11 protein-coding genes and 1 pseudogene are annotated in these 11710 nt (G+C 72.0%); 2 read left to right on the top strand and 10 right to left on the bottom strand.

Annotated elements, in window-relative coordinates:
* The first annotated feature begins 53 nt into the window (after positions 1-53).
* The gene (locus OHN74_RS36225) at positions 54-1280 is read left to right on the top strand and encodes a serine hydrolase domain-containing protein (RefSeq protein ID WP_327698784.1); all 1227 of its coding nucleotides are present in this window, start codon (positions 54-56) and stop codon (positions 1278-1280) included.
* A gap of 63 nt (positions 1281-1343) precedes the next feature.
* On the opposite strand, the gene OHN74_RS36220 is transcribed toward OHN74_RS36225, so the two are convergent.
* From OHN74_RS36220 to ribA, 5 genes are all read right to left on the bottom strand, one after another.
* Complete coding sequence (locus OHN74_RS36220) at positions 1344-2537, bottom strand: saccharopine dehydrogenase family protein (RefSeq protein ID WP_327698783.1); 1194 nt, start codon at positions 2535-2537, stop codon at positions 1344-1346.
* Positions 2534-3613 carry a saccharopine dehydrogenase gene (locus OHN74_RS36215; RefSeq protein WP_327698782.1) on the bottom strand — a complete coding sequence of 360 codons (1080 nt, stop codon included), beginning with the start codon at positions 3611-3613 and terminating at the stop codon, positions 2534-2536. Before OHN74_RS36215 ends, OHN74_RS36220 begins: the two co-directional genes overlap by 4 nt.
* Positions 3610-4758 (bottom strand): NAD(P)/FAD-dependent oxidoreductase, encoded by a 1149-nt coding sequence (locus tag OHN74_RS36210; protein ID WP_327698781.1) that lies wholly within the window; start codon positions 4756-4758, stop codon positions 3610-3612. Before OHN74_RS36210 ends, OHN74_RS36215 begins: the two co-directional genes overlap by 4 nt.
* Before the next feature lie 136 nt (positions 4759-4894).
* Positions 4895-5875, bottom strand: coding sequence for an ornithine cyclodeaminase family protein (locus OHN74_RS36205; protein ID WP_327698780.1), 981 nt, complete (start codon positions 5873-5875; stop codon positions 4895-4897).
* A 101-nt stretch (positions 5876-5976) separates the two neighbouring features.
* Entirely contained in the window at positions 5977-6633 is a 657-nt protein-coding gene (gene ribA, locus OHN74_RS36200) for a GTP cyclohydrolase II (protein WP_164313289.1), read from the bottom strand.
* A 38-nt stretch (positions 6634-6671) separates the two neighbouring features.
* On the opposite strand from ribA, the pseudogene OHN74_RS36195 reads away from it, so the two are divergent.
* Positions 6672-7349, top strand: a pseudogene (locus OHN74_RS36195) (creatininase family protein); the annotation flags it as partial.
* Here OHN74_RS36195 and OHN74_RS36190 read toward each other — a convergent pair.
* From OHN74_RS36190 to OHN74_RS36170, 5 genes are read right to left on the bottom strand one after another with little or no spacing between them, the layout of a single operon-like run.
* The gene (locus OHN74_RS36190) at positions 7322-8638 is read right to left on the bottom strand and encodes a lysylphosphatidylglycerol synthase transmembrane domain-containing protein (protein WP_443060501.1); all 1317 of its coding nucleotides are present in this window, start codon (positions 8636-8638) and stop codon (positions 7322-7324) included. The pseudogene OHN74_RS36195 and the gene OHN74_RS36190 overlap by 28 nt on opposite strands.
* Positions 8635-9666, bottom strand: a complete 1032-nt coding sequence (locus tag OHN74_RS36185) for a class I SAM-dependent methyltransferase (protein ID WP_327698778.1) — start codon at positions 9664-9666, stop codon at positions 8635-8637. Before OHN74_RS36185 ends, OHN74_RS36190 begins: the two co-directional genes overlap by 4 nt.
* Complete coding sequence (locus tag OHN74_RS36180; RefSeq protein ID WP_327698777.1) at positions 9663-9950, bottom strand: hypothetical protein; 288 nt, start codon at positions 9948-9950, stop codon at positions 9663-9665. The genes OHN74_RS36185 and OHN74_RS36180 overlap by 4 nt, the downstream gene beginning before the upstream one ends.
* Positions 9947-11197, bottom strand: coding sequence for a glycosyltransferase family 4 protein (locus OHN74_RS36175; RefSeq protein WP_443060500.1), 1251 nt, complete (start codon positions 11195-11197; stop codon positions 9947-9949). Before OHN74_RS36175 ends, OHN74_RS36180 begins: the two co-directional genes overlap by 4 nt.
* Entirely contained in the window at positions 11194-11592 is a 399-nt protein-coding gene (locus tag OHN74_RS36170) for a 6-pyruvoyl trahydropterin synthase family protein (RefSeq protein WP_164414763.1), read from the bottom strand. The genes OHN74_RS36175 and OHN74_RS36170 overlap by 4 nt, the downstream gene beginning before the upstream one ends.
* Between the last annotated feature and the right edge of the window lie 118 nt (positions 11593-11710).

The raw sequence follows: 11710 nt of genomic DNA, 5'->3' as shown, positions 1-11710 counted from the left end.
GTGATCCTGTCGGGGTATGACAGGGCGGCACTTCAAGCGACCGGAGGGGAACGATGGCACAGCTGCGACAAGAGGTCGAACCGGGCGAGGTCGGACTGGACGCGAAGGCGCTGGACCGCCTCGACCAGCACTTCGCCCACTGTGTCGACGAAGGACGTCTGCCCGGCTTCCTCGTGTCCGTGGCCCGCGCCGGCCGCGTCGCACACCTCACCACGCACGGCCGGCGCGACCTGGCAGCCGACCTTCCGGTCGAGACCGACACCCTGTGGCGGATCTACTCCATGAGCAAGCCGCTCACCTCGGTCGCCGCGCTGATCCTGCTGGAGGAGGGCCGGCTCGCGCTCACGGACCCCGTCTCCCGCTTCCTGCCGGAGTTCGCCGACCCGCAGGTGTACGTGAGCGGTTCCGGGAGCGACGTCAGCACCCGGCCCGCCGAACCCCTCCTGATCCGGCACCTGATGACCCACACGGCGGGTCTCACCTTCGCCTTCTACCACTCGCACCCCGTCGACGCCCTGTACCGCGCCGCCAACCTGGAGTCGTCGGTGGTGCCGGGCTCGACCCTGGCCGAGACGTGTTCGGTGTACGCACGTCTGCCGCTCCAGTTCGAGCCGGGCACCCAGTGGAACTACTCGGTCGCCACGAACGTCCTGGGCCGGGTCATCGAGGTGGCGTCCGGGCAGTCGCTGGACGAGTTCGTCGCCGACCGGGTCTTCCGCCCGCTCGGCATGACGGACGCCGGTTTCTGTGTGAACGGCGAACAGGCGGCCAGGCTGTCCGAGTTGTACGGGGAGACCGAGGACGGCGGCATCGAGCCGATCCTCGGCCTGCCCCTGAAGGACCGGCCCCGGTTCCTGTCCGGCAGCGGCGGTGTCGTCGCCACCGCCCACGACTACCACCGGTTCATGGAGATGCTGCGCCGGGGCGGCGAACTCGACGGCGTCCGCATCCTGTCGTCCGAGACCGTGTCCCTGATGACCTCCAACCATCTCCCGGACGGCGCCGACCTGCGCACCTTCGGCGCCCGTCCCCACGACGAACCCGGCAACGCGGGCGTCGGCTTCGGCCTCGGGGTCTCGGTGGTGATCGACCCGGACCGCACCCTGGCTCCGGCCGGCCTCGGCACGTACGGCTGGAGCGGGGTGGCGACGACGACGTTCTGGGTCGACCCGGGCCGTGATCTGACCGTGCAGTTCATGACCCAGGTACGACACAGGACGAGTCGGTCGTACTGGCAGGACCTCAAGCGTCTGGTGCATGAGGCGGTCGTCACCGAGTAGCGGGCAACGGATACCGGGTATCGGGTATCGGATATCGGGTAGTTGGCGGGGAGCGCGCCGCCGTCAGCCGACGGTGAGCCTGAACTCCATTCCCTCCCCGCCGAGTTCACTCAGCCACTCCTCCGAACGCCGTGCCGTCTCGGCGGCGCGGCTCAGGCCGGGCGGCAGCGAACCGTCGAGGATGTGGCGAACCCCCAGGGCGAGCGTGCGGGAGACACAGCGGGCCATCGCGCTCTCGGCCGCGTCGCCCTCCAGGTCGAGGAGACAACGGCCGGACCAGCTCCGCCGGCGCCCGGGATCGCCGTCCCCCTCCCCCACCCCCTCCGCGTCCACTTCCACGTCCAGGGAGACGGCGAGGACCACGCGGTCGCGGTCGGCGTCGGTCGTCGGATAGCGCGCCGCCAACTCCCTCGCCAGGGCACCGATCCGCTCGTCGTCGCCGCCCTTCAGCTCCTCGAAGACGGAGCCCCAGGCGCTGAGCCAGCCGTCAAGCCGCAGGGTGCCCCGGACGAAGGTCCGCGCCTGCCAGGCCGTCGGCAGTTCGTACTGCTCGACGAACGGCACGCTGTCCCGGTTCGGGTACACCTCGAAGGTCTCCCCGTCGATCACATGCGGACGCGTGACCTCCCAGGGCCTCTCGGCGACGGTCTCGGCACCTTCTTCGATGTAACGGGCGGGCGAGCGAAGGGCGTTGAGTACTCCGGCAGGTGCCCAGCTGAACCTGTACCTGAAGTCGTTGGGCACCGCGGGGATGCCTCCGCAGTACGACGTGAGGCGGTACGAGGCCGGCGTGCCGGCGCCGATCGCGTGCTCGGCGCGGGTGATCAGGCTGTGCGCGAAGAGATGGTCGATGCCAGGGTCGAGCCCGCATTCGGTGAGGACGACCAGACCGCCCGCCTCGGCTGCCGGAACCTGTTCGAGCACCGGCTCCGACACATAGCTCGAGCACGCGAAGTGGGCACCGCCCCGCACACAGGCCGCCAGCAGCGGGGCGTGCTCGGGCGCGGGGAGCATGGAGACGACCACGTCTCCGGGGGCCAGTTCGGCGCTGAGCGCGGCGAGGGTGTAGGCGCGGGGTTCGGCGCGGCCGGTGAGGCCCAGGTGAGTCAGCGCCTCGGCCGCACGCTCCTCCGTACGGTGCCACACCCGTACGTGCCGCACGGCGTCGCTGTCGCACAGTGCGGCCAGTCCGCCGCCCGTGGACAGGCCCACGCCGATCCAGTGGACGGTGCCGCTCGCGGGAACCGTGTCCGTCATGCGCCCACTCCCCCTTCGCTCCCCGAGCTTCCCGACTCGCCCTTGAGCAGGCCCAGTTCACGGCACGTCTCGTCGAACCGTGCCAGACAGCGCCCCCATGGTCCGCCCACCTCGAAGTCGAGCAGCTGGGGCACCAGGGCGGCCGAGAAGTCCGCGCTCGCCTCGCGGGGCAGCAGGGACGGCAGGTTGTCGATGGCGATCAGGTCGAGCGGCGGCTCGTCCCGCAGTCGGCGTACGGGGTCGTCCCAGGTGGTGGCGGTGTCGTACACCGGGAGGAGGTTCATGGGCGATCCGACGTCGACGGTGACGTCCGCGAGGGTGCGCAGTCGGCGGCCGGGTGTGTCCAGGTCCTCGTCCGTCAGGAAGGGCGGGACGGGGCGGGTGGTGAGAACGGTGTTGACCAGCAAGTCGTGGGCCAGCAGGGCCGGTCTGTCCAGGTTCCGCGTCTCGGCCAGGTCCCAGCAGGTGGGGTCGACCCCGGCCTCGTCGAGCGCGACCCGCGCACCCCGGCCGCTGCGGCCCAGGGCGCCGATGACCAGCGCGCTCAACCGCGTTCCGGGCGCCCGGAGTTCGGCCTCCAGCGCCTCCTTGGTGGTCGGAAGCAACGGAGTCGCCAACCTGCCCCGGTGCTGGAGCACGGCGAGGGCGGCCCCCAGATACCCGGCCCAGTAACCGAAGGCCGCCAGCCTCCTCCCCCGGTCGTCCGCCAGATACTCCAGGTCCAGCAGGGCCCCGCCCCCGGCGACGAAGCGGCCCAGCAGCTCGGCCGCGCCCGGCTGGCCCTTGTAGGCGTGCCCGAAGTAGATGTGCCGGTGGCGCAACTCGCCCGGCTGGTCCGGGAGTTCCTTGAGGCCGACGATCACCGCGTCCGAGGGCGCGGAGACCCAGGACCCGGCGTCGGCAGCGGCGCAGCCGACCGCCTCGTACTCCTCCGTCGGAAAGATCCGCTGGGGGGAGTCCTCGACGGTCAGGCGTACCCCCTGTTCGACGAGGCGCCGGGCGTCGGACGGGACGACGGGCGTGCGGCGTTCGGTCGTACGGGTCTCGTGGCGCAGCCACAAGTGGAGCTCGGTCATACGAGGTTGACCTCCGGGCGCAGGGCATCGGCCGCGAAACGGCCGGCGCTCAAGGGGCTGATGTCGACGAAGGGTACGCGGCCGAGGTAGAGGTCGCGGACCACCTCGCCGACCGCCGGCCCCTGGAGGAAACCGTGGCCGGAGAACCCCGTCGCGTAGAGGAAGCGGGTGGGTGAACTCGCCTCCCCGATCAGGGCGTTGTGGTCCGGGGTGATCTCGTACAGACCCGCCCAGCCGCCGGTGCGGCGCAGGTCGAGCAGGGCGGGCGCCCGGTGTTCCATCGCCTCGTACAGGCGCGGGATCCAGCGGTCGTGGGTGTCGATGGAGAAGCCGGTCGTCTCGTCGGGGTCGGACATGCCGAGGAGGAGTCCGGGCCCCTCGGTGTGGAAGTAGAGGCTGCTGCTGAAGTCGATGGTCATGGGGAGCGTCGGCGGCAGTCCGGGGACCGGTTCGGTGACCGCGATCTGGCGGCGCAGGGGCTCGACGGGCAGTTCCACGCCCGCCATCGCACCGACCGCCCGTGACCAGGCGCCGGCCGCGCAGATCACGGTGTCGGTGGCGATCCGTCCCTTGTCGGTGACCACGGCCGTGATGGTGTCGCCGTCGCGTTCGATGCCGGTGACCTCGGTGTGGCGCATGAGGGTGGCGCCGTGGCGGCGGGCGGCAGCGGCATAGCCGTGGACCACCGCCTCCGGGGTGCAGTGGCCGTCGTCGGGCGAGTAGGCCGCCGCCAGCAGGCCGTCCGTGCTGATCAGCGGCGAGAGACGGCGTGCCTCGGCCGGGGTGAGCATGCGGCTCGGCACACCCAGGCCGTTCTGCAGGACGACCCCCGCCTCGAAGGACGCGACGTCCTCGGGCGTGGAGAGGAGGAAGAGATAGCCGACCCGGTGCAGTCCGATGTCGTGTCCGATCTCCTCCCCGAACCGCCCGAACGCCTCCAGGCTCCGCGCCCCGAGCTGGATGTTGAGCTCGTCGGAGAACTGCGCCCGGACCCCGCCGGCCGCCCGCGAGGTGGACCCGGACGCCAGTTCGTCACGCTCGACGAGAACCACGTCCGGTACACCCGCCCGGGCCAGCTGGTAGGCGATGCTCGTGCCCATCACCCCACCGCCGATCACGACCACGTCCGCCCGCGTCGGGGTCATCGGGCCACCCCCTTCGCCGCGCAGGAGAGGAGGCCGTCAGCGCCCGTACGAGCCGCCCGCACTCCCGTGCGGACCTGCCGATCCGTGTGAGCGTGCTGTCCGACGCGCAGGGCCTCGACAACCGTCCGGGGAACCTTCATCGCCCCACCCCGCGTGCCGCGTGGACGACGGCCCAGGCCGCCGCCGCGTCCTGCACACCGAGCCCGACGCTGTTGTAGAAGACGATGTCGTCGGGGCCGGTTCGGGCGGTCCGGGCGCCCGTGAGGACGTCGCCGAGCCCGATCAGGTCCGCGCGGGCCAGCAGCCGGTCGCGCAGGGCGTCGACCACCGGTCCGGCGTGTTCCGCCGCTGTCGCCGGGTCGTCGACGACGACGGCCGCCGCCCGCCATACGACTCCGGCGTCGACCTCGCTGCGGGTCGGCTCGAACGACCCCACACTGACCACCGTGCACCCGGGATCGAGCCATGCGCCCCGCACGACGGGGGTGGTGCTGAGGGTGCAGGCCGCCACCAGGGAAGCCCCGGTCACCGCCTCCCGGGGCGTGGCGGTCGCCTCGACGGCGATGCCGAGTTCGGCGGCGAGCAGCTCCGCCGCCCGGACTCGCCGCTCCGGGTTCGGACTCCACACCCGTACGGACTTCAGGTCCCGTACCCGGGCGACGGCCCGCGCGTGGGCGAGGGCCTGGGTGCCCGAGCCGATCAGGGCCAGTTCGGCGCTGTCGGCGGTGGACAGCGCGTCGAAGGCCACGGCACCGGCGGCGGCCGTACGCAGGGTCGTGACCGCCGTGCCGTCCATGACGGCGACGAGTTCGCCCGTCACCGGGTCGAGGGCGGTGATGACGGCGTGCACGGTCGGCAGGCCGATCGCCGCGTTGCCCGGGTTGACGCTGCCGAACTTCGCCACCGCACCCGTGTCCCGGGACAGCCGGGAGACGTACGCGAAGACCACACTGTCGTCGAAGCGGCTGGGATGCATGATCTTCCCGGGCAGATCAGGCGTACCGGCAGCACCCGCACCCAACGCGCCGAACGCCGCGCGCTGCGAGGCGATCGCCGTGTCGATGTCGAGGAGGGCCGTCACCTGGTCCCGGGAGAGGAAGAGGACGTCATCGGTCATTCCCTCTTCCTTTCCGGAATCGGGGCTTCTGGCACCCCCCGCGCGCGTCCGAGTGACGTGCGCCCCCTGATCGGGGCTCCCGGCCGGGTCTCCCGGTCGGGTCAGGACCAGTGGGCCACCGCGTCGAGGTGCGGCAGGACGTGGTCGAGACGCTCCCGCTTGGTCCGCAGGTAGGTGATGTTGTTCTCGCACGGCGGGATCAGCAGCGGCACATCCTCGGCGATCTTGATGCCGTGGCGGAGCAACGCCTCGCGCTTGCGCGGGTTGTTGGACATCAGCCGCACCGAACGGACACCCAGGTCGTGGAGGATCTCCGCCGCGACGCCGTAGTCACGGGAGTCCACCGGCAGACCCTGCGCGAGGTTCGCCTCGACGGTGTCCAGACCCTCCGCCTGAAGCTGCATCGCGCGCAGCTTGGCGAGCAGCCCGATACCCCGGCCCTCATGCCCCCGGAGGTAGACGAGAATGCCGCTTCCCTCGGCGACTATCGCGCGCAGCGCGGAGTCGAGCTGGTCGCCGCATTCGCAGTGCTGGGAGCCGAAGGCATCGCCCGTCAGGCATTCGGAATGCAGCCTGGTGAGAACGTCGTCCTCGGCGATCTCACCGTAGACCAGCGCCACTTGCTCGTCACCGCGATCGTGGTCCATGTATCCGACCGCCTGGAAATCGCCGTACACGGTGGGCAACGGCGCATTCACCACGCGTTCCACTCCCGAGGCCTGGGAGGCTTTGCCGAGTACGCCAATTTTTTCTGTCATGATCTGGTTCCTAAGCAGAGACGAAAGGCCGGGAGAACATGGATGAATCGGGAATACGGTCGACGGCGTCCGTAGCGTTGCCCACTGGCGGCCTGTTGCCGGTGGACACTACGGAAGACGTACGGACACGAGCCGCCGGCGTCTCAACGCAGGTCGCCGTTCTTCCGGTCGGGAGCTTTGAACAACATGGTCCCTTCCTTCCGTTGACGACCGACACCCTGGTCGCCTGTGCCATTGCCCGGGAGATCGCCTCCGCATACCCGGTGCACCTCCTTCCGCCGGTGACCATCGCGTGCTCGCACGAGCACGCGGCCTGGCCGGGAACCGTCAGCATCTCCTCCGTGACCCTTCACGCGGTAGTACGGGACATCGCCGATTCGCTGCGCCGCTCGGGCGTGGACGCCCTGGTGATCGTCAACGGACACGGCGGAAACTACGTACTGGGCAACGTCGTTCAGGAATCCTCCGCGCGCGGTGAGCGTATGGCGCTGTTCCCGGCCGGGGAGGACTGGGAGACGGCGCGCGAGCGGGCCGGAGTGGTGACCTCGCTGCTCACCGACATGCACGCGGGGGAAATCGAGACCTCCATCCTGCTGCACGCTCATCCTGAATTGCTCCGTCCCGGTTTTGAGACCGCTGATTTCGTCGCCGACGACCGCCGTCATCTCCTCACCCTCGGCATGGCCGGTTACACCGATTCCGGTGTCATCGGCCGCCCTTCGCTGGGATCCGCCGAAAAGGGGAAGGCCCTGCTGGCGAGCTTCGCCGAGTCCTTCGGAACGTATTTCTCGATGCTCACCGATGCCGATGCCGGGGCTGACTCCGGGGCCGGCGACCAGAAGTAGCGGACGACCAGGACGACCGCGCCGGGCAGGGCGGCCACGAAGCTCAGCACGCCGTACACGACGGCGACGCTCAGGCCCATGCTGGCACCCAGCCCCGCAGCGCCGAACGCCCAGGCGGTGACACCCTCGCGGGGTCCCCAGCCACCGACGTTCAGCGGCACCCCCATCGCCAGCAGCGCCAGTACGGCCAGCGGCAGCAACTCGGCCACGGAGGCCCGGGATCCGGCGACCCGGGCGGCGACCACGAACATCCCGAGGTGGCCGGAGAGAACGACCACCGACGAGAGCGCCACTCCCGGCAGGTTCTCGCGGGAGAGCAGAGCGCCGCGGGCCTCGGTGAGCGCGGCACGCAGGGCGCGGGTCCGGCGGGCGGCGGCACTCGGGGCACGGTTCATCCGGACGGCGACGACGACCGCGACGGCGCCCACGGCGGCGAAGGCCGCCATCAGGGCGACCCGGCGGGCCTCGGCCAGCACCGGCGACGGCTGGGTGAGCAGTACCACTCCGCCGACGGCGACCAGCGCGATCTGTCCGGCGGCCCGTTCGAGAACGACCGCACGGACCCCGCGCCCCATGTCACCGGCGCTCTGCCCGTGCCGCACCGCACGGTGCACGTCGCCGAGGACACCGCCGGGGAGGGCCGCGTTCAGGAACAGCGAGCGGTAGTAGTCGGCGGTCGCGGCGACGAGGGGCAGCTTGATTCCCAGGCCGCGAGCCACCAGTGCCCAGCGCCAGGCACTGAACACGGTGGTGAGCAGCCCGATCCCCAGGCCCACGAACAGGATCGGTACGTCGATCCTCCGCAGCCCGTCCAGAAAGACGCCGGTACCGAGGCGCCAGAGCAGCACGCCGAGAATCGTCACTCCGGCGAGAGTGCCCAGGTGGGGGCGGATGCTCTTGGCCGCGCGCCGCAGACGGTTCGGGTGGGACGCCTTCGGGGCGGCGTCCCGGGGCCCGACGAAGCCGATCACCCCGGCGCGGCCGGCGGACGCGGAGCGCCTCGGAGGATGTGCGGTCGTTCCTACGCTGCGGGCCGGTGAGGGCTGGTCGCTCCCCCGCTCTCGGCTTCGCTCGAGCGGGGGGACCCCCGTCACGGCGGAACCGCTGATCGATACATCCCCGCGCCCCTTACGGGGCACGTCCAGCGTCTGCACGCTCATGACGTCGTCCCGCCCGTCTGCCTGGGCAGGGACAGGAGGTCACTGTGGTGGACCTCGACCCGGAGCTCCCCGGCCGCGCAGGCCTCCAGGCGCTCGGCGAGGTACGTGTCGGCGCGGGACCTCAGTGCCGGGCGTTCCTCCACCGCCGCCGCGACCCAGCCGCGCAGCCACTCCGCGGTGAGCGGGGCCTCCACGGGGCCGAGGTGCCAGGCGCTCGGGTGGACGCGGACCGTGGCGCCCCGCCGGTCGAAGGCCTCGCAGGCGGCCGTGACCGCGTCGGGGCCGAGCAGGCCCGCCCGCCGCTGGTGGGTGTTGAACGCCTCGGCGATGTCCCCGTCCAGCGGGTCGGGAGTGCCGAACTCGACGCGGCCGGCCACGGAGAGGGTCAGCAGGGCCGGGCAGCCGGCGCCCGCGCAGGCGGTGGCGAGGGCGTCGACCTCCTCACGGGTGAGGACGTCCAGCAGCGCGGAGGCGGTGACCAGGGAGGCGCCGGCCAGCGCGTCGGAGGTCAGCCGGGCGACATCGCCGCGCCGGGTCTCGACCGTCACGTGGCTGCCGTCGGCGGCGGCACGCGGCGAGGCCACTGCGGCGAAGTGCAGCAGGTAGGGGTCGCGGTCGTGCAGGATCCAGTGCTGGGCGCCGTCGAGCCGGGGCGCGAGCCAGCGGCCCATGGACCCGGTGCCGCAGCCCAGGTCGTGGATGACGTGCCCGCCCGGCTTTCCGGGCTGTTCGGCCAGCCGGGCGCGCAAGGGGACGAGGAGTTCGACGGCGCGCGCGGCGGCGTCGGGGCCCTCGCGCAGCTCCAGCCAGTCGGGCGCGTAGCGGGGCGGGTCGTCGGGCCCGGCCTCACGCAGCCGGACCGTGCCCCGCTCCCCCGGGCCCACGGGCCCGGCGCCGGGCTTCACGTCCCGGTGCGTCGGCTGGGCCGGAATCCCGGTGGCGGGCTTGGCGTTCGTGTCCACCGGAGTCACCGGTCCCCGTCGTTGTATGTCCGACGCCGCCGAAGTCGTGATCGTCGTCTTCTTCATGCCGCGCTCCTTGCTCCGTGGGGAGTCCGCCCCTGCGCACCGACGAGACTGCGCAGCGCGGCCACCCGGCGTCCCCGAGCGGCGACCAGCTCGATGTCGGCGTCCCTGGACGTCACCGACCCCGCCAAGGCCGTCATCGTCGTCACCTTGGCCGTGCCGCCCTCGGCGGTTCCCGGGGGAATCGGCCCCCGCACGCCGACGGCGCTCCGCAGCGCGGCCGCCCGGAGGCCCCGAGCGGCGACCGACCCGAGGTCGGCGCCCGTCATCGTCGTCACTGCCCTCATGCCGCCCTCCGGGGTTCCCAGGGAATCCGGCCCAGCACACCGGCCAGGCTCCGTGCCGTCGCCGCCCAGCCGTCCAGGGCCGCCCGGCGGCCTCGTGCCGCCGCCTTCAGCCGGCGGCGGACGTCCGCCTCGCCGAACCAGCCGCGCAGTTCCGCCGCGAGCGCCGCCGGGTTCTCCGGCGGTACGAGGATGCCGGGGACGCCGCCGTCGGGTGCGCGCCCGACCGCCTCGGGGAGGCCACCGACGTCCGTGGCGAGCACCGGGATGCCGCGCGCGAGCGCCTCGGTGACCGCCATGCCGTACGTCTCCGCGTAGGAGGTGAGGACCATCAGGTCGGCGGCGGCGTAGCTGGCGTCGAGCTGGGCGCCCGCCTGGGGGCCGGCCAGGTGCAGCCGGTCCTCCAGTCCGTGCCTGGCGATCAGGGCGCGCAGGTCGGCGACGTACTCGGGGTCCTGTTCGAGCCCGCCGACGCAGACGCAGCTCCACGGCAGGTCGGTCACCGCGGCCAGCGCCTCCACCAGGCGGTGCTGGCCCTTGCGCGGGGTCACGGCGGCCACGCAGAGGAGGCGGGAGACGCCGTCGGTGCCGGAGGCGAGGGGGGCGATGTCGGCGCCGGGGGCCGCCATGTGCACGCGGTCCGGGGCGAGTCCGTGGTGGGAGACGAGGCGTCGGACGGCCCAGTCGCTGGTCGCGATCACCGAGGGCACCGCCCTCAGGGTGGTCCGCTCCAGGGCGTCCAGTTCGGCCGCGACGGCCGGGTCGAGGCCCGTCTCGTCGCCCAGCGGGAGGTGCACCAGCACGGCGAGGCGCAGCCGTTCGGCCTCCGGGACGATGATCTCGGGGACCCCGCAGGCCACCAGGCCGTCGAGCAGGACGACCGTGCCGTCCGGCAGCTCGCGCAGGGTCCGCGCCAGTTCCGCGCGGGCGTCGGTGCCGGGCCGGGGCCACTCACCGGCGACGGCGTGCTTGTGGACCTGCCAGCCGAAGCCGGGCAGGTCGAGGCTGATCCGCCGGTCGTAGGCGTTGCCGCCGCTCGGCTTGGCCGGGTCGTCGACACCGCCCGGCATCACGAAGTGCACGGAGCGCAGGGACATGGGGATGATCGCCGCGTTCTTGAGGGCCGCGTTCTGCACCGGCACGTAGTTGAGGGTCGTCTGCACGTGAGCCTGTACCTGTACCTGGGCCGGGGCGGCCGAAGTGGCCGCCGGGGAGAGGGGAACCGGACGGTCGAGGGTCGTGTCGGTCACAGGGCACGCTCGTAGCTGGCCCAGGCGACGTGCGACTCGTGCAGCGTGACGGTGAGGCCCGCCAGGCCTCGCGCGCCCTCACCCAGGGCGCCCTTCTCGATCCGCGCGGCGAGCCGGTCGGCGATGACCTTGGCCAGGAACTCCGTGGAGGTGTTGATGCCTGCGAAGTCGGGCTCGTTGTCGAGGTTGCGGTAGTTCAACTCGCTCACCACGGCGCCGAGCTCCTGGGTGGCCAGGCCGATGTCGACGACGATGTTGTCGTCGTCCAGCTGTTCACGGCGGAACGTGGCGTCGACGAGGAATGTCGCTCCGTGCAGGCGCTGGGCGGGTCCGAAGACCTCTCCGCTGAAGCTGTGGGCGATCATGATGTGATCGCGGACGGTGATGCTGAACAACGGACGACCCTCCAGGTGCGGCGCGTCTTGCCCCGTGCTGATCGCTGCCGGGGCATGCCGAGTAGTACGTCTACCCACGGCAGCTTGTTCAACGACTTGTTCATGTGCCCGATCCGGT

It is taken from the genome of Streptomyces sp. NBC_00459 (genome assembly GCF_036013955.1).
In the GTDB taxonomy this organism is placed as follows: Bacteria; Actinomycetota; Actinomycetes; order Streptomycetales; family Streptomycetaceae; genus Streptomyces.
Note: the sequence above shows the minus strand (reverse complement) of the source record. Positions and strands in the feature narration are given on the sequence as shown.

Coding starts and splice junctions, on each gene's coding strand:
- OHN74_RS36185 (WP_327698778.1), bottom strand. CDS start 9,666: ATGAAGAAGACGACGATCACGACTTCGGCGGCGTCGGACATACAACGA.
- OHN74_RS36225 (WP_327698784.1), top strand. CDS start 54: ATGGCACAGCTGCGACAAGAGGTCGAACCGGGCGAGGTCGGACTGGAC.
- OHN74_RS36190 (WP_443060501.1), bottom strand. CDS start 8,638: ATGAGCGTGCAGACGCTGGACGTGCCCCGTAAGGGGCGCGGGGATGTA.
- OHN74_RS36180 (WP_327698777.1), bottom strand. CDS start 9,950: ATGAGGGCAGTGACGACGATGACGGGCGCCGACCTCGGGTCGGTCGCC.
- OHN74_RS36215 (WP_327698782.1), bottom strand. CDS start 3,613: ATGACCGAGCTCCACTTGTGGCTGCGCCACGAGACCCGTACGACCGAA.
- OHN74_RS36205 (WP_327698780.1), bottom strand. CDS start 5,875: ATGACCGATGACGTCCTCTTCCTCTCCCGGGACCAGGTGACGGCCCTC.
- ribA (WP_164313289.1), bottom strand. CDS start 6,633: ATGACAGAAAAAATTGGCGTACTCGGCAAAGCCTCCCAGGCCTCGGGA.
- OHN74_RS36220 (WP_327698783.1), bottom strand. CDS start 2,537: ATGACGGACACGGTTCCCGCGAGCGGCACCGTCCACTGGATCGGCGTG.
- OHN74_RS36210 (WP_327698781.1), bottom strand. CDS start 4,758: ATGACCCCGACGCGGGCGGACGTGGTCGTGATCGGCGGTGGGGTGATG.